Below are 17,343 nucleotides of genomic sequence, written 5' to 3'. Positions count from 1 at the left end.
TATTAGGACCTACGCGGTTGAACTGAAAAACAGCAACAGTAAAACTTAACTGTCTAAATCTCAAGAATTATGATGGGGCCACATGTACTTGATTTCATTCCTCAACCGCGTAAGTCCTAATTATAATAAAAGTAAATTAAATAAAAGTAAATTATAATAAAAGTAAATCATGAGCCCATCCCAAAACCAAGTTTATTTCTCACATCAATAAGAATTTCAGAACAAATTTCGTAACCGGAAACTCGATTGGTTATTGGAGATTTGAAATTAGGTGACTCAACTTTGAGTTTTGGGATCAGCTCCATAATAAAAGTAAACCATAATAAAAGTAAATCTTAATAAAAATAATTTGTAATAAAATCAATTCATAATTTTAACATTAATTTCGGGATCGGCTCAATAGCAGGAAAAAAAGAGTAAAAGGAGCCAATTTAGTCTCCTTTTTATTACTTTTACTTAAATGCTTATTTTTTGGACACCCAAATATACTTGCTCTTTTTTTCTGTATCTATTCCGTTTTCATTCTTTACGGTCAAGCTGACTGTATACTTTCCCATTTTGTCATAGGTGTGTACAGGGTTCTTGCTTGTTGAATATGTATTATCTCCAAAATCCCAGCAGAATTCTGTAGCATTTTCTGATAGATCTGTAAACTGCACAGAGAGACGAGAACTACCATGAGTAACGTTGCTGTTGAAGTCTGCAACCGGCATTTCTGTAGATATTGTTGAGGCATTCTCATTGATTACATTCTCTGTAGATGAGTCTCCAGAATCTATATTTTCGCTAGTTACATTCCATATTTCTTCTCGATTATTTTCTTTTATCTTTATCAAATATTGGAAGTTCCTGACACCTTTCGGAAGTATGGTAAGTTGCCACTCTCCGATTGCTCCAGGTGCTTTATAGGTTGCTACGTAATGGTCATTGATGTTCCGATAGACTCTTTGATATTCATCTGCCCACGTTGAGTAATAGTAGTAGTAATAATCTTGAATCTCGGCACCGCCACTTTCAGCAGATTCCTCAAAAGTCATATTGACAGGGATAGAATTACATGTCAGTCCCAGTTCAAATGGTGGCTTATCCTTTTTTTGTGAAACACGGTATCCTGTCTCGGAGCTATACATATTACCTGAAACTTCGATCGTTATCGGAGTATCGGTAGAAGTGTAAAAAGTTTTCACGAAAGGAGCTGGAGCTTTCCAGACTTTGAAATTAAGGCTTAGTTGTGGGACAGATCCATCATTAGCTCTTCCATTAACATTCATGTCGATGTAATTATTGTAAGTTCCTGTTGCATTTTCAGGGACATTAGCCCTTATGGTTATATTAGCGATCTCACCTGCTTTTATAGTTGAAGGTGCAAATATTTTGATTGCATCGTTGCCAAATGCTTGTTTTTGATATGTATTATATTCATCGGGTGTACTCAGTGTCGGATTTATTGTAATATCTCTTGGTGCTACATTTTTTATTTTTATTTTATATTCATTTTCCGTACCTGCATCAACGGTATCCGAAATATAGCTTGTCTGAAGCTCTATCTTTGGATGACCATAGACATACGTGTACAAGTACATTTGATTGACATATTCAATATCAGTGTAGTACCCTTCTGTATAGGGCGCAATATCATCAGTAAAAGCTATTTTGTTTGTATTATATCCGCCCGCTGCATCCCAGGGGATATTTTCTTCAATTGTAAAATATTGTGCTGAGTGCGGAGCTACCGTTGCATTTGCTGGTGATATAATAATCCAGCTTTCATTCAGGCTGTTAGTCTCATTTGTAGTTATGATTTTTGGCGTTAAAAGTAGACTTTCATTACCATTATTAGTAAAACTCACAGTGAACTCAGTGCTGTATCCTGCAGTTAAATATGAATAACTGTAAGGCGGGTATATAGAATTCTGGATAGTTGTATTTCCAATTATTGGATCTTCAATAGTTGTATTTTCTCCAATTGGGTCCTCAATAGTTGCATTTTCAATTATTGGATTTTCAGTTGATGAATTTTCCATCGTCGAATTCTCAATTGTTGCATTCTCAGACGTTGAGTTATTGATGAAAACCATAGTGAACTGATTTTGATTTTCTGCCGCAAACGCACTCTGAATTAACAATATACAAAGTAGTAACCCGGCAAATTGGGATATCGCCTTCGTTTCTTTATTTTTGTCCATTCTCTGGCTCCTTTCGACTAAATAACGTTCTAAATCCTGTGTGGAACATGGTCAAGAATATAATCGCTTTATATACTTACTAAGGTTCACAGGCACCTGCAATGCTCATTGGAAAACAGTTAAAATTTTGTGAACCAATTTATAATATAATTTTCTGCTTACATTGTCAGCACCCATCATCATTAATTAATTAAGACAGTATGCCAGGTTTAGCTTTAGAAAATATTTATAGATTTGCCTGTTTATATGTTTGAGAATATATTGGGTCGTAGAAGAAATTATGACAAAAATCACATTCCTAAAAACCTATATAAAAAAGAATAAGACTTTTTGTTAGGACCTTCTACATAAGTAGTTTTTAGAAAAATAAAATCAGTTCTTGAGTTCTCTATTGAACGTTTATATTATAGCAAGTTCGCAGTGATAAGGATTCAGTATTTCTACATAGTTAATTCCCAAGCTTCTCTTAACTGTCTTACTACAAACTTCTCTTAAATGTCTTACTAGATCCTTTTTTCTAGAGGGGTTTAACTTTTATATTCACTAAAAAATTATATTAATCTATGTCATATGGACCAGTATAAGATAACATAATTACAGAAAGGAATTAGAGAAAGGGAATTACAGAAAGGGGAATTTTATGAAACAAATAATTAAAAATGCAAAAATCTATACAATGTCTGATGCCGGAATATTAGAAAATGCGGACATACTAATACAGGATAAAAAGATAGTAGAGATCGGCAGAATAAACGAAGAAGCAGGCGATATAATCGATGCAAGTGGCAAACTTGTTTTTCCGGGCTTTATAGATGCGCACTCACATGTCGGAATTTTTGAGGACTCTATGGGCTTTGAAGGAGCAGACGCTAACGAAGATACTGATCCGGTTACACCCCAGCTCAGGGCAATCGATGGAATAAATCCTTGTGATATTAGCTTCAGCGAAGCGTTAAGCTCCGGGGTTACTTCAACAGCAGTAGGTCCTGGCAGTGCTAATGTTATTGGCGGACAATTTGCTGCAATAAAAACCTGTGGTACAAGAATAGACAATATGATAATCAAAGCACCTGTTGCAATGAAAGTTGCTTTTGGTGAAAACCCCAAAAAAGTTTATAAAGAAAAGAATAAGACTCCAGTAACCCGAATGGCAACAGCAGCTATTTTAAGAGAGGTCCTTTTTAAAACAGCTGAATACATGTCTAAAAAAGAGATATCTGCTGCAAAAAACGAAGATGGGCCTGAATACAATATAAAGTTTGAAAGCCTTATTCCTGTCCTGAAAGGCGAGATTCCATTAAAAGCTCATGCACACAGGGCTGATGATATCTATACTGCAATCAGAATCGCCAGGGAGTTCAACCTGAAGCTTACATTAGAGCATGTAACTGACGGATACTTAATGCTTGATGAACTTAAAAAAGAAAAATATCCATGTATAGTCGGACCCAATCTCGCTGGGAGGACAAAGATAGAGCTTAAAAACTTGAGCTTTAAGAATCCGGGGTTATTATCAAAGAACGGCATAATGGTTGCAATTATGACAGACCACCCTGTAATCCCAATCCAGTATCTTGTTTTGTGTGCTGCGCTATCGGTTAAAGACGGAATGGATGAATACGAAGCTCTCAAAGCAATAACCATAAATCCGGCCAAAATACTGGGCATAAACGATAGGGTTGGCAGTATTGAAAAGGGCAAGGACGCTGATCTCGTCATTATGAACGGCCACCCGTTTGATACATTTTCCACCACTCACATGGTTTTAGTAGATGGTGAGATTGCTTATAAGGCAGAAAAATGAAATGCTTAAAAGGAAAGTTAGGTGCCAAAATAAGTAGCTGTTAATCCATTTCCTTTTTTAATAAAATGTCTCTGAAATAGATTTGCTTATATTTCGGTTTCCATGAATATCAATAATTTCGTTAATATAGTCCGGAATATTCATTCTTGATAATATCCTGGATCCTGGCTACACACAATTTTTGATACATTGCTGCGAATTCTCTTTTCATTCCTTTTGTGTTAGAATTGCATATCCTGAAGCTGCTAATCTGCAGAATGGACAGAAGAGATCTTAATAAAAAGATTGCTTTTGAGGAAATAAAATAAATCTCTCGGTGATGCTTCCTATGCTCTACATGCTAATTTATTTATATCTGTGGGTCGTTTAATTAATTACGGATATTAGAGAAATTATTACTGCTGAAAATGATTACTTTTCAAAGTCCTGAATTATCTTCTTTCAGAAAACGGTACACGTTGCACTTCTATAATTATGTTAGAAAATCTTTACAGGAGATAATTTGCTATGGCAACTAGTGAAGAGATAAAAAAAGCCAATTTGGCAAAATTAAAAACAGTAGTCGAAAAGATCGAAGAAACCCCGGATGACAGCATGTTACATACGCTTATTGTAGAGCTTAAAAGCTTATCCAGAAAACAATATCCTGTAACTGATGATGTTATCAGAGAACATTTCGGATTTAAGCCAACAAAAGAAATAGACAAGGGTACTCGAAAAACATGTGTCTACTATACTCACCATATTTTAATAGATAGTATTAACTGTGGTATAAAGACAGTTGCAAGAATCAGGGGAGATAGCGTTATCGAAGGCGTGAATCCAGATTACTCTGGAACGTTTAAAGGAGTAAAGTGGATGATAACGGAAACTAGTTTACGCGCGCCAAAATTTAGCGGTAGTGAGGGTCTCCTATATAATGAATAAATCCAAACAGTGTGATCTAAAAGGAGGTTAATCGATAGTTGAAATAAAAAGACGAATTTTTTTACTTTTTTCCTTCAAAAGTATATAATTTTTTCAATCTTGTTTGTCCTTAGTAAATTAGCTTATCGCAAAAGCTATTTCACTTTTACTCATAACAATTCCCGTAATTGTTTCACGATCAGGACTTACTCGATTATGCGGGATGTAAGGTTCAAGAAGCAAATTTTGAGTTTCAGAATGAGCCGAAGTGGAATTTAAGTGTAGCTGTGGTAACGCCTGCCTTTTACTACAGTGAGTAGGGACTTAAGAACTATGCAATGTGCGGGATATGTTTTGCCGAATTTCGGGATTGAAAAAATAATAGTGGATGTGTTTGCAAGCCCGAATATAAATTGTCTGTTTGTCTGCGGAAAAAGGCCACCTGGCAGGCCAGTCGCTTGAGTTTCGAAATAAGGTCATACTCCATAAAGTGGCTGTAGACAATAGGTCAGTTCATTCCATTTCAAAAGCTATCATGAACATCCCTTGTAGGATACCGCTCGGACCATCTCTTGTAGTATTTGCTTGTGCGGTTGTATAGCGATTCACAGGATGGGGATTCTGAGTTCGAATCTAAGTGGGAACTATTTTCGCAATAATAACCATTGCGAATAATGGGCACCAATAAGAACCCTATAAAACCTTGATTCAAATATGAGTATGTGTTGCTAACGGTTGAATAGATCCCCATTTCTATACAAGGATTAAAAATAGACAACCTCATTATTAACATGATATTTAGGACCAGTAAATCCCAAGGGCTAACTTATACGGTTGATAAACCTGGCAAGTAACACAGCAATAAAGGGAGTTGAACTATGTCACACGCAGGTTTCACCAGACAACATTACATGCCGGGAAGGTTTGCAGCTTTTGTCGTGTGCTTCCTCCTTATAGCATACGCGGTTACGCTGGTTCTTGGATTTTTCTCACTCAAGTCACCCCAGGACCCGATCGGTGATCCCTACTTCTCCATATTAGAATTGCTTATCGTCGTGACAGCGCCGTTGATGGTCATTGTGATGATAGCAGTTCACGCTTATGCCTCGCCCGAGACCAGAATGTATAGTCTGGCTGCGCTGGCATTTATGATCATTATGGCGGGCATTACCTGCAGTGTCCACTTCGTCATCCTTTCTGTAAGCCGCCAGATCGAAGCTGCGGGATTCCCGTGGATTCACTATTCTTTTCTTTCAGGTGGCCGTCCGTAGTATATACACTGGACATACTTGCCTGGGACTTTTTCTTTGCCCTCTCAATGCTCTTTGCCGCCCCGGTATTCAAAAACGGCCGGCTGGAGAAAACGGTTCGGATTCTTATGATTGTCAGCGGTATACTTAGTCTCGCGGGGTTAATCGGGGTGCCGCTTTCAAACATGAATGTCCGGAATATTGGAGTCCTGGGCTACGCCGGGGTCTCTATGGCTGTATTTCTACTGCTGAGAATCGTTTTCGGGCGTACCCGGCAGGCATCAGAAGAGATCAGGTGAAGTTTTTAATAATGTATACTTCCAGGCAGTATACTTTTTACGTCCCCCCAGACGTAAAAGCAAAAATGATGACTTCTCGATTAAATTCACTGATTTGATGATTTCATTGTTTCTTCTGCTCAATATATCGGGATCTAGCTTCCTGGAGTATAGTGACTGCTGTTTCGAGGCCTTTCCAACCGAAAACATTCACGTGTTTGCCCTCTAATTTCTTGTAATTTTGGAAGAAGTGTGTAATTTCTTTAAACAGATGAGGCGGTACCTGGTCAACGGTCTCAATATAATTCCACATAGGATCATTCTTTGGAACGCAGAGGATCTTTTGATCTCTTCCTTTATCATCTTCCATGTCAAATAATGCCACAAGATGTACATCTATTACACAACCCGGAAAAGTAGGTTCCCAGGTTAAAACCATAGCATCTAAAGGGTCACCGTCAAGGGCCAGGGTATCGGGGAAAAAACCATAATCCGAGGGATATACCATTGAAGAAGAAAGCATTCTGTCGTATTTAATCACTTTCTTTTCTTTATCATACTCGTATTTGTTTCGGCTTCCTTTTGGAATCTCGATAAGTACACTTTCGACCTGTCGTTCAGTCATGCAAGCACTTCCTGCTTATTAATGGTTATTAAATATTGCTTCATAATGATTGCAATTGTTTATGCGCTCATAGATTATGTGTTCTGATAGGGTTATATTATTAAAACATGACCTCATGTGATTAATTTTCTTGATATGAAGAGATGCACAAAAATAGATTTGAAACACCCTTTGATAACTTTTTATAGGGTCCGGCAGGATAATGTGCAAATTCTTTATCTGCAATCGCTTCTGCTCATCGGAATTTAAACATTGTACAGATATGACCAGGTCATCACTGAAATTACATTGGATGTTGCTTCCACAGAGTGAATGAGCAAAACTAAAAGCCCGGTGGAAATTTTGGTAATATCCCCTTATTCCTTATAATCAGGTCTTTCAAAAAGGGCAGGATACTTCTCTTTTAATAGCATGAAGAATTTTTCGTCTAATTTTGCGTTATAAAGGGTTTTTACTTTAGAAAGCCGGTCAGGTGACAGGCCATAAACTTCTTCAAGGAAAGCGGCTTCAAAGTTTGCCTCTTCAAGGATAGCTCCTTCAAGATTCGCTCCTTTAAAGTTAGCTCCTTTAAGATTTGCTCCTCTAAGGTTAACGTTTATAAGGTTAGCCCCTTCCAGGTTAGCTTTTTTAAGATCCGCTCTCTCAAGATTGGCTCCTTCAAGTTTAGTTCCTTCAAGATGAGCCCCTTCAAGGTAAGCCGCTTCAAGCTGAACCCATCTAAGGTCAGCCCATATAAGATAAGCTCCTTCAAGATGGGCCTCTTTAAGGTTCGCCTCAAAAAGGTCAGCTCCTTTAAGGTTAGCCCCTTCCAGGTTAGCTTCTCTAAGGTTCGCCTCTATGAGGTTAGCCTTTTCGAGGTCGGCTCCTTTAAAATCAGCTCCCTGAAGACTCGCTCCTCTAAGGTCTTTTCTCCCCTTAACCACCATATACAATTAATCGTCACCTAATTAAAATAAACGTTACCATGCCTTGAAAATATCTTCTGCTCTTCAAGATCCAGTTATAAAAATTATCTCGTTTATAAATGAATCTATATGCCTGCAAAATGGCAGCAATCTTAATTGATAAAAGTCCATTATTCAAAGGCAAGCCAATATATATATTCACAAATTTTAACATCATTTTAACAGCTTAACATTCTCTAGATAAGCTGCCATTATATATAAGATCGGTAAGAAGGATCTTATGCACTTGTGTCTAAGATCTCGCATCATTACCCTGGACTTAACCTTTTATACTGGCTCTTCAACTTAATATATTAATTTATTTTTTAACTATAACGTATCCTGACGTGGTTTTAGCATTACTGCCTTTTGCACTCTTTACTGTTAGCTTAACAGTATATTTCCCGGCTTTACTGTACTTATGCACAGGGTTTTTGGCTGTCGAATACGTTCCATCTCCGAAACTCCACTTCCATGAAGCTGGCGAGCCTGTACTTTTGTCAGCAAACTGTACTTTCAACGGAGCTTTTCCTGAGGTAGGAGATGCTGAAAAAGCTGCAACCGGGGTTTTCAAAGGTATAAGAGGTAGATAGTCAACAGAATTATAGGAATCATCCAGTTTATATGGTTCATCTGCAAAACCATCTCCATCAGTATCGGAATGGGTCTGTGAGAAACCATCGCCTGAGGGGGTTGCCCAATAGTTGCCACCCAGATAGGGGCCGCCTACAATATTTTTCCCGGCTGTTTTTGTAGTATTCAGGATACTTCCCGTTCCTTCAGGCGCATTCAAATTTACAGTATTGTTAAAATGATTATTGCTAATGTTACATAGGGCACCAACAAGATATAATCCGTTATCACAGTTTGTAATTCGATTTCCACTAATTGTCAGGGTTTCAAACATAAGGTCAAAGGCATATATTCCGGTTTCGCAGTTGGAAATCTCATTGTTGAGAATATATTCACTTCCACTGTACATATAAAAACCAACATCTGCACCCATGCTAAAATTAGATATCTTATTATTCTGAACCGTGCAGAAAAAAGCCCCATTCGTAAATTCGTTACGGCTAAACGAGAAGCAAACACCTGAAGATTTCCCTGGACCTCTTATATCAAAGTTTTTTATTACAACATTACTTTCATAAATATTGAAGGCATTATTTTCAGCATTAACTATTGCTTTATAAGGACTGCCTGACATTACAGTCAGGTTTGGAGTTGAGATTTCTATGCCTCCTGCGTACGTTCCCGGTTTTACAACGATTGTATCCCCCGAATGTGCATTATTTACTGCCGTTTGAATCGAGTCTTCAGGCTCAACGTAAATGGTTGCAGCAGAAGCACTGCCAGCCATGGCTTGAAGTGCAAGCACTAACGCTAATACCACCAACATAATTTTCTTTGTTTTCTGCAAGACAAAACCCCGATAAAGTCCTTAGTACCAGTAAAGTTCCTTAAACCAGTAAAGTTCCTTAAGTAAAGTTCCCTGGTGCCAATAAAGTTCCTTGATGTCAATAGAGTTCCTTGATGTCAATAAAATTCCCTGTTATATTCACTTTAACTAATCGCCAGGGACTTAATTATCAAGAATTTAACTGATTATTTGATAACTGATTCTCCGGAATTTAATCAGTTATCATGTAATTAGCAACCCAATGTTCTTGTTTTTGAATTCGTTGTTTCTTAATGAAGTTACAGCACTTTATTTGGAGAAGATAAAGGTTTTGAGCCGTTTAAATTGTAATAATAACCTGTAATCTATATGATTTACATTACTATATAATTTTACTTATGCTTCTATATATTGACTACTAAGTTTTAATTATTCCAGAACATCCCATTTAATTATCATCTATCACTTATAAATAAATAATCAGACTACATTAATTGATTAAGCTACTTTTTATTTAGTAGTTCTAGTCTCTAAATTCCAGACTAAATTTCTTAAATTCCAGCCACCCTTTTAGTTAACTCATCCATCTGGTTAATTGGATGACAATAACGGAAGCAAGAGAGCCAGAACACTATATAAAAAATAGTGGAACTATAAGATAAATATTTATAGTCAGTGTAAGTAGCTTATATCAATGTAAAAACATAAAAAAAATTTCACCGTGGGGGAAAAACATGAAAATTAGAGTCGTTAGCTCAAGAGAAGAAATCTTTACACTTAACCCTAATGAACGTGTTGTTCATCTGGCTTTCAGGCCTTCGAACAAGGACATTTTCGGATTGGTTGAAACCTGCCCGAAGATTGACGTAATTCAGTTACCCAAATCTTATATGGGTACAGTCTCAAAATCTATAGAAATGTTTCTTGAGATGCAAAAAATCCAGCTCATCGAAGGCGATGTCTGGGGCCACAGGAAGGATATAAACGAGTACTACACCATTCCATCCTCAGTTATTGAGAAAATAAGGGAAATGAAAGTCGAAGGTAAATCCAGTGCAGACATCGAAGCAAGGATTTCAAGGGAAAGCAAAATCAATCCTGAAATGGTTGCTTATATTATGAATAAGGAAGCACCTGCCTGAGTCCGTGCAGGATAAATTGCCCCTAAATTCTTTCTGGAAATCAGGCCCTACCGAAAAATGGTACGAAAGGTCTGAGCCCTTTCAAGTGCCTGTGTTTGTTACCTGATCTCCAGCTTAAATCTTCCATTTATTAAACTCTGGAAAGTCCCCTGGCTTAAAATTTAGCCTGTACTTTTCATTTCAGGAAGCTTTCCAGGGAGATTTCAAGTTTTTATCACGGGAACGCTTCAAATATTTTGTTGAAATCCTCGAATTTGAATTTTTATATCTTTAAAATCTGTACCTGTTCAGTCAGTCCAAAATAAACTAAAGCATATTTTTCCAGCAGGTATTTTCTTAACTTGATAAGCCGTGTACTCAGGTTACAACATAAGTTAGATATTGCCTGACAGCATAGCCAATGTATATGGGGAGAGGACGTTATGCCTACTATTAGTGAAATGTATCCGATTCCTCCTGAAGTAAAGAAACTCCACGTGTTTCTTGGCGACTGGTCTGTAGAAGGGATCATAAAAACCGGAGGGAGTGTAATGAAACTGGAAGGAAAGTGGGATTTTAGCAAAGCTGCAGGCGGCTGGGGCCTGAAGTCAGCAAACAGGTTCGAAGTGGAAGGAATGGGGGTTTATGAGCTGGATAACCTTTTCGGCTTCGATAAAGAGACCGGAAAACTGCATATTTACAGCATTACCAACATGGCTGAAACACACGATCATATAGCTTCCTGGTCCGACGAAAATACCCTTAAAGGGGAATATGACGGACTGAAGGACGGCAAAAAGTTTAGAGAGGATTTTACAATTAAGCTCGTAAGTCCTCAAGAGTTTACAATTGACTATGTGGAAAAGGTTAATGATCAGATAGACTCGACTATGAATCTAAGGCTAAAAAAGCAAGAAGGCTAAAAAGCAAGCTTCTGGATGGGACTCAGGCTGGCTCCTGCAAAGGGTCTTAGATGCGATCTCAAAAGTATTCTCGATGGTTTTTATAGTCGGGATACAGGAATTACCCTTCAAAAAGTTAAGTTTCCGGCTTGAGAGCAGACAGGTTCACATCTCTTTCTTAATCTCCTGGCTATGAAAACCTTCTCTGTCAAGAGTGAGGATTCTCAGGAAATCTTCTTTTCCAGGGCACAGATTGAATGTCCTGCCATTTTCAATGGGGAGATTTTCAGGATTTCTATGGCCATGAACCTGGTATGTGCTCTCATCTGCGTTTTTGTTAAAGCTTGCAGCAACCAGATATGCGTCTTCGGGCTTGCCCACACCGTTAATCATCTGTTCGGCTCCGATATAAATTAGATTTTCAGGAAGACTGCTCAGGCCTCCGTGAGTTACGAGCACGCACCTGTTATGGAACTTATAGTAAGTACATGGCCTCAATTTCTTATGTAAACTGAGGATGCCGTTCTTTGTAATGCCTGCCTGCTTCATATCCGGCACACTATAAAGGGTATCCGCGAACCCGGATAGTTGAGTTTGTTCTTCGCCTTCTGCAAGCTTGCAGAGACCTTTTTCATGATCTCCTTCGAGCAGGATCACGTTATCTCTGCACATAATGGAGATTAGAAACTTAATTATTTCAGCATTTCCAGCATTTTCAGCATTTTCAGCGTTCTCAACCGCGCTGCCTGCATAATCTCCCAGAAAAATATACAGGTCACTTTCATTTAGCCCGCATGCAAGAAACTGCATGAGAGCCGGATAATTCCCGTTTATATCTCCAATGTGATGGATTTTTCTGTAGTGGGAAAAGTCGGCAGGCTTATACCGGAGTTTTTCATAAAATTCGTGCGGCTTTATTTCCTTAACGAATGATGGCACAGTCTGCCTGTTTATTATGGAGTACATCTCGTCAATTACAGTTTCAGGCACAATTTCGTACTCCGGCCTTCTCATATTTCTTTCCTTTGCAATCTCAAGGGGAATATCCGAAAAATCAACACATATAGCTGTATACCTGTAGGTTTTGACAAGCTTCCTGTACTTCGCAATATCGGCATTTCCTGCGTTCGTTGCGTCAAGGACTGTGAAATCCCCATCTTCCATACGGCATTTAATGACAGAGTAGATAAGCCCCCAGACCCGGCGATTGATCTCTTGAGAAATTACAGGCTTTCCGGTGACAGACAGTACAGGCGGCTTAAGGAGCAGCCTGACACTATCTGAAGAAATAGTATAAGGTTCAAGGTTATTTTCCCTGACAAAAGTTGATTTGCCGGAGCCGGGTATTCCCCTCAAAAATACCAGATACCTCATATCATACCTCGATACTTCGATATCTCTATCATACCTCAAAATATCTCGATACTTTAATATTTAACTCAAATCTCAGGATGACTCTGATCAGTTTGAAAGTTAGTATACATTGTCAATTTTCTCAAAACTTCTGGTCTGAAATAATTCGTGCAGAAACAGGTGATTTTCAGGTTTTCAATTTTGATTCCTTATTCTGATCCTTGCTTCTTAATTTCGATTCTTGATTCAGTTCTTAATCCTGACTCTTGATTTTGATCTCTACTCTTCCGGTTCCAAACCCTGCTTTAACTAATTCGGTCTGCACCAATGATACCTGAGTTAATATTACTATTAATTTTTATAATATTTAATTAGATAATTTTATGGTATCTGTATGAGCATAGATACAGGGGAAAACCGTGAACAAGGGGTTTACGAAACTTGAGTCGATTTCTGGAGTTTACTGCTTAAAGGGCACGGCCATGAGACGGACTCAGGTGCGTAAAGCCCCGCCAGATTTCTATGGTGAAAGATATGGCAAACCAGAAGGAAACCGATTATATCCTGCCTGGAAAGGCAGAATCTTACTGGATGGCAACCACGCCTGAATCCAGCTATCCTCCTCTTTCGGGAGATACACATATGGATGTGGCAATTTTGGGGGGCGGGATGGTGGGTATTACAACTGCCTTCCTTTTAAAGGAAGCAGGGATACCTTCCGTGGCAGTGATCGAAGCGGATCGTATTCTTACAGGGGTAACAGGTCATACGACCGCAAAAATTACATCCCAGCATAACCTGATCTATGACCGCCTGATTTCAAAATTCGGAAAAGAGCAGGCACAGCAGTACGCAGATTCCAATCAGGCAGCCATAGAGAAGATAGCTTCCATCGTACGCTCAAAAAACATAGCCTGTGACTTTGTCCGTAAGCCGGCTTATGTTTATGCCAGCTCTGAAGAGTCTACCGGAAATATCCGAAATGAGGTAGATGCGGCTCAAAGCCTTGGGCTCCCGGCTTCGTTTGAATCTGACCTTCCACTGCCTTTCGAAACATACGGTGCGGTTCGTTTCGGCAATCAGGCGCAATTCCATCCCAGAAAATATCTTTGTGCCCTTGCAAAGGAGATTGAGGGAGATGGCTGCCATATCTTTGAGAAGACGAGGGCATTGAAGCTTGAAGGAGATGGCCCTGTAACTATAACAACGGATAAGGGAACCGTTAAAGCAAATAGGGTTATCCAGGCAACGCATTTTCCGATTCACGACAAACCCGGATTGTTTTTCCAGCGTCTACATCAATCTCGTTCATACGTGCTGGGGGTTCGTATTGAAGAGCCTTTTCCGCAGGGAATGTTCATCAATGCCGAGGAGCCTGTCAGGTCTCTGCGTTCCCAGCCTGCCGGAAAAGGTGAACTGATACTCGTATCAGGGGACGGACACAGGACTGGAGAGGGGAACGAAATTGACCACTACCGGAATCTCGAGAAATGGATCAGGTCAGTCTATTCAGTCAATTCCATTGATTACCACTGGTCGACCCAGGACGTTATAACTCTTGACCATGTTCCCTACATTGGCCGGCTAACCTCAGGTAACGAAAACCTGTATGTTGCAACAGGGTTCCGGAAATGGGGCATGACCACAGGTACGGCTGCAGCGATGATCCTTACAGATCTGGTTCTTGGAAGGTCTAATCCCTGGGAGGAGGTATATAATCCTTCGAGATTCAAACCTATCGAATCGGCTAAAACCTTCTTTTCACAGGCTGCCGAAGCGACTAAAGGCCTTGTGGGAGATCGGATAACTCCTGTTCATGAAAAAGCTTCGCAGATTTTGCCCGGAGAAGGAGCAATTGTCAAAATCGAAGGCGAAAGGGTTGCAGCATACAGGGATAAGGCAGGAGTTCTCCACACGTTTGACCCCTCCTGCAGGCACATGGGATGCATCGTTTCCTGGAACAATGCAGAAAAGACCTGGGACTGCCCGTGTCATGGCTCCCGTTATAACGCAATGGGAGAGGTAATCAAGAGTCCTGCAGCATATGGGCTTTCGGAAAAGAAAATGAAAGAGTGAAATGCCAGTATCTCTACAGGGCCGCATAATCATACCGGGTGAAATAGCTGGTCTATTAAGCGTTCGCCCGTAACTGATGAGGGAAATTTTCTTATCGCTTAAAATAAACGAGAATAAGGCGCAGTGACAAATATGACAAACGGGAAGGAAACTGGCTATACTCTGCCTGGCAGGACAGAATCATACTGGCTGGCAACTACCCCTGAATCAAATTATCCTGTTCTTTCAGGGGATATTAGTGTTGACGTAGCGATAATCGGGGGAGGAATAGTCGGAATAACTTCGGCTTTTCTTCTGAAGCAGGCTGGAGTGTCTGTCGCAGTTATCGAGGCCGACAGGATCGCAAAAGGGGTTACGGGCTATACGACTGCCAAAATCACATCCCAGCACAACCTGATCTACAGCAGGCTGATCTCACAATTAGGAAGAGGGCAGGCGAAACAGTACGCCGAATCTAACCAGGAGGCAATCGAGAGGATTGAATACATAGTTCGTTCATGGGGCATATCCTGCGACTTTGTGCGTAAGCCGGCTTACGTTTATGCCGGCTCTGAAGATTCTGCGCAGAAGATCCTGGATGAAGTTCTGGCAGCCAGGAGCCTGGGGCTTCCAGCCTGGTTTGAAGATAATCTACCGCTGCCTTTCGAAACCTACGGCTCAGTTCGCTTTAACAACCAGGCACAGTTTCATCCTCGAAAGTACCTCTGCGCCCTTTCCCGGGAGATTGAGGGGGACGGTTGCCATATCTTTGAGAAAACGCGGGCACTCGGGATAGAAGGAGGAGAGCCCGTAGTAGTAAAAACCGATAGGGGAACTGTAAGAGCCGGGGATGTCATTCAGGCTACGCATTTCCCTATTGTTGATAAGCCTGGAGAGCTATTCAAGAGACTCTCTCAGTCAATGTCATACGTGCTTGGAATGCATATTGAAGAGGCGTTTCCGGATGGAATGTTTATCAATGCCGAGGAGCCGGTACGGTCCCTGCGTTCCCAGCCCGCCGAGGGAGGCGAACTGATAATTGCAGTCGGCGAGGGACACCCTACAGGGCATGGAGGTTCAGCACATGAGCATTACAGGCAGCTTGAAGATTGGGCAAGGTCGATCTATAATGTACAGTCTATTGACTATCACTGGTTAACTGAGGATGTTATGCCTGATGACGGCGTGCCGCTTATAGGCAGGCTTACTCCGGACAGTGGGCACTCCTATCTGGCGACCGGATTCCGAAAATGGGGCATGACAACGGGCACTGCCGCAGCAATAATTCTCACGGATACCATACTTGGCAAGGATAACCCCTGGACTGAAGTATATGATCCTTCAAGGTCCGAACCGGTATCCCGGTTCATAGTTCGGGAAGATCTCCCTAAAATCGAACCAGGCCAGGGCACCCTTATTGAAAAAGGGGAAGATAAGGTGGCAGTATACAGGGATCAGCAGGGTGCACTTTATACCCTCAATCCTGCCTGCAGGCACATGGGGTGTGTCGTCTTCTGGAATGATGCTGAAAAAACCTGGGACTGCCCGTGTCATGGCTCCCGCTATAACGCTAGGGGAGAGGTAATCAAGAGTCCTGCCGTTTATGGGCTTCTGGAAAAGAAGGTAAAGGAGCAGAATCAGTATCAGTAATAGTTATGAGGCAAAGGCAAAGAGAGGATGAATATCCAGGGGATTGGGATCAAGTGGGGAATCAAGTGGGGAATCAAATGGGGAATCAAATGGGGAATCAAATGGGTGGGCAGGTAAGGATATTAGCAATCCGCAACTTACTATATAGTTAGGAGTTACGGGAAAAAAGAGATATCGGAAAGAGAAATTGAGCTCTTTACTTTCGTTTTATATCCATTATTGCGAGTTTTAAAATTTTTAATCTAAGATTATTTTTTGTCTAAAAACAATTTTTTGAATAATTAATTTAAAATAACTTGTATGCTTAGCGAGGTTCTTAGCCTCCTCTGGGTTTTATTAGATTTTGGGGAAATAGATTTAAATCTATCTTTAAAATTTATCTGCTTCTGAGCAAACTGTTCGAACTTTGAACATATCCTTATTTCCACATACCCATAATAACCGGTTCTGTTCGCGATCAGAGATTACTCTTCTATCCTGTCTGTCTATGATTACAGCTTCATAATTGCTATAGCTTTCATATCTTTTTTTAATCCATTGTTCTCAACTCTTTCTCTTTTTTACTCTACAATCTATTTTTACTGTTTTATTAACATCATTTATTACCTTTCGATGTTCACTCTTGCGGAATTAAGGCTACGTTTTGAGGTGCGTCTCTGAAATTATTTTGTATCTGTAGGCGCAAGCATTTGAAATTTGGAAAGAATCGCTTATCTCTTTAATTTATTTTATGTTTATACTAAATTTTATAATCTGTCTTTTTAATTTATTTCATATTTATCCTAAATTTTATATAGTGTTCTTCCTTTATAGATTATTAATCCTTAATTTTTCTCTTATCTACAATCTGTGGGGTGTCCAGAATAGATA

14 protein-coding genes are annotated in these 17,343 nt (G+C 39.8%); 8 read left to right on the top strand and 6 right to left on the bottom strand.

Annotated elements, in window-relative coordinates; genetic code table 11:
• Nucleotides 1–464: 464 nt before the first annotated feature.
• Nucleotides 465–2,186, bottom strand: coding sequence for a PKD domain-containing protein (locus ACPK8D_RS08515; RefSeq protein WP_424717422.1), 1,722 nt, complete (start codon nucleotides 2,184–2,186; stop codon nucleotides 465–467).
• A 640-nt stretch (nucleotides 2,187–2,826) separates the two neighbouring features.
• Between ACPK8D_RS08515 and ACPK8D_RS08510 the strand changes: the two genes are divergently transcribed.
• The 3 genes from ACPK8D_RS08510 (at nucleotide 2,827) to ACPK8D_RS08500 (ending at nucleotide 5,358) form a co-directional block, all read left to right on the top strand.
• On the top strand, nucleotides 2,827–3,990 hold the full coding sequence (locus ACPK8D_RS08510; protein WP_424717421.1) for an amidohydrolase: 1,164 nt from the start codon (nucleotides 2,827–2,829) through the stop codon (nucleotides 3,988–3,990).
• A gap of 507 nt (nucleotides 3,991–4,497) precedes the next feature.
• Nucleotides 4,498–4,917 (top strand): hypothetical protein, encoded by a 420-nt coding sequence (locus tag ACPK8D_RS08505; protein ID WP_424717420.1) that lies wholly within the window; start codon nucleotides 4,498–4,500, stop codon nucleotides 4,915–4,917.
• A gap of 312 nt (nucleotides 4,918–5,229) precedes the next feature.
• Nucleotides 5,230–5,358, top strand: a complete 129-nt coding sequence (locus tag ACPK8D_RS08500; RefSeq protein WP_424717419.1) for a hypothetical protein — start codon at nucleotides 5,230–5,232, stop codon at nucleotides 5,356–5,358.
• Between the two features lie 575 nt (nucleotides 5,359–5,933).
• On the opposite strand, the gene ACPK8D_RS08495 is transcribed toward ACPK8D_RS08500, so the two are convergent.
• Nucleotides 5,934–6,137: a hypothetical protein gene (locus ACPK8D_RS08495; RefSeq protein WP_424717418.1), complete on the bottom strand. Its 204-nt coding sequence runs from the start codon at nucleotides 6,135–6,137 to the stop codon at nucleotides 5,934–5,936.
• Here ACPK8D_RS08495 and ACPK8D_RS08490 point away from each other — a divergent pair.
• A complete protein-coding gene (locus tag ACPK8D_RS08490; RefSeq protein WP_424717417.1) occupies nucleotides 6,128–6,445 on the top strand; it encodes a hypothetical protein in 318 nt (105 codons plus the stop codon). The genes ACPK8D_RS08495 and ACPK8D_RS08490 overlap by 10 nt on opposite strands.
• 103 nt (nucleotides 6,446–6,548) lie before the next feature.
• Here ACPK8D_RS08490 and ACPK8D_RS08485 read toward each other — a convergent pair whose 3' ends face one another.
• The 3 genes from ACPK8D_RS08485 to ACPK8D_RS08475 all read right to left on the bottom strand — a co-directional run bounded on the left by ACPK8D_RS08485 (nucleotide 6,549) and on the right by ACPK8D_RS08475 (nucleotide 9,386).
• The gene (locus ACPK8D_RS08485) at nucleotides 6,549–7,049 is read right to left on the bottom strand and encodes an inorganic diphosphatase (RefSeq protein ID WP_424717416.1); all 501 of its coding nucleotides are present in this window, start codon (nucleotides 7,047–7,049) and stop codon (nucleotides 6,549–6,551) included.
• A 356-nt stretch (nucleotides 7,050–7,405) separates the two neighbouring features.
• Entirely contained in the window at nucleotides 7,406–7,975 is a 570-nt protein-coding gene (locus tag ACPK8D_RS08480; protein WP_424717415.1) for a pentapeptide repeat-containing protein, read from the bottom strand.
• Between the two features lie 337 nt (nucleotides 7,976–8,312).
• Nucleotides 8,313–9,386 carry a NosD domain-containing protein gene (locus tag ACPK8D_RS08475; RefSeq protein ID WP_424717414.1) on the bottom strand — a complete coding sequence of 358 codons (1,074 nt, stop codon included), beginning with the start codon at nucleotides 9,384–9,386 and terminating at the stop codon, nucleotides 8,313–8,315.
• Nucleotides 9,387–10,126: 740 nt separating this feature from the next.
• Here ACPK8D_RS08475 and ACPK8D_RS08470 point away from each other — a divergent pair.
• Together ACPK8D_RS08470 and ACPK8D_RS08465 are read left to right on the top strand one after the other, a co-directional pair.
• The gene (locus ACPK8D_RS08470) at nucleotides 10,127–10,534 is read left to right on the top strand and encodes a DUF1699 family protein (RefSeq protein ID WP_424717413.1); all 408 of its coding nucleotides are present in this window, start codon (nucleotides 10,127–10,129) and stop codon (nucleotides 10,532–10,534) included.
• A 422-nt stretch (nucleotides 10,535–10,956) separates the two neighbouring features.
• Nucleotides 10,957–11,436: a hypothetical protein gene (locus ACPK8D_RS08465; protein WP_424717412.1), complete on the top strand. Its 480-nt coding sequence runs from the start codon at nucleotides 10,957–10,959 to the stop codon at nucleotides 11,434–11,436.
• A gap of 144 nt (nucleotides 11,437–11,580) precedes the next feature.
• On the opposite strand, the gene ACPK8D_RS08460 is transcribed toward ACPK8D_RS08465, so the two are convergent.
• Nucleotides 11,581–12,789: an AAA family ATPase gene (locus ACPK8D_RS08460; protein ID WP_424717411.1), complete on the bottom strand. Its 1,209-nt coding sequence runs from the start codon at nucleotides 12,787–12,789 to the stop codon at nucleotides 11,581–11,583.
• Between the two features lie 513 nt (nucleotides 12,790–13,302).
• On the opposite strand from ACPK8D_RS08460, the gene ACPK8D_RS08455 reads away from it, so the two are divergent.
• Nucleotides 13,303–14,844: an FAD-dependent oxidoreductase gene (locus ACPK8D_RS08455; protein WP_424717410.1), complete on the top strand. Its 1,542-nt coding sequence runs from the start codon at nucleotides 13,303–13,305 to the stop codon at nucleotides 14,842–14,844.
• A gap of 132 nt (nucleotides 14,845–14,976) precedes the next feature.
• Entirely contained in the window at nucleotides 14,977–16,473 is a 1,497-nt protein-coding gene (locus ACPK8D_RS08450) for an FAD-dependent oxidoreductase (protein ID WP_424717409.1), read from the top strand.
• Nucleotides 16,474–17,343: the final 870 nt, after the last annotated feature.

Origin of the sequence: Methanosarcina sp., assembly GCF_049706645.1 — an archaeon.
In the GTDB taxonomy this organism is placed as follows: domain Archaea; phylum Halobacteriota; class Methanosarcinia; order Methanosarcinales; family Methanosarcinaceae; genus Methanosarcina.
The sequence above is the reverse complement of the archived record's forward strand: the minus strand, read 5'-3'. Positions and strand labels throughout refer to the sequence as shown.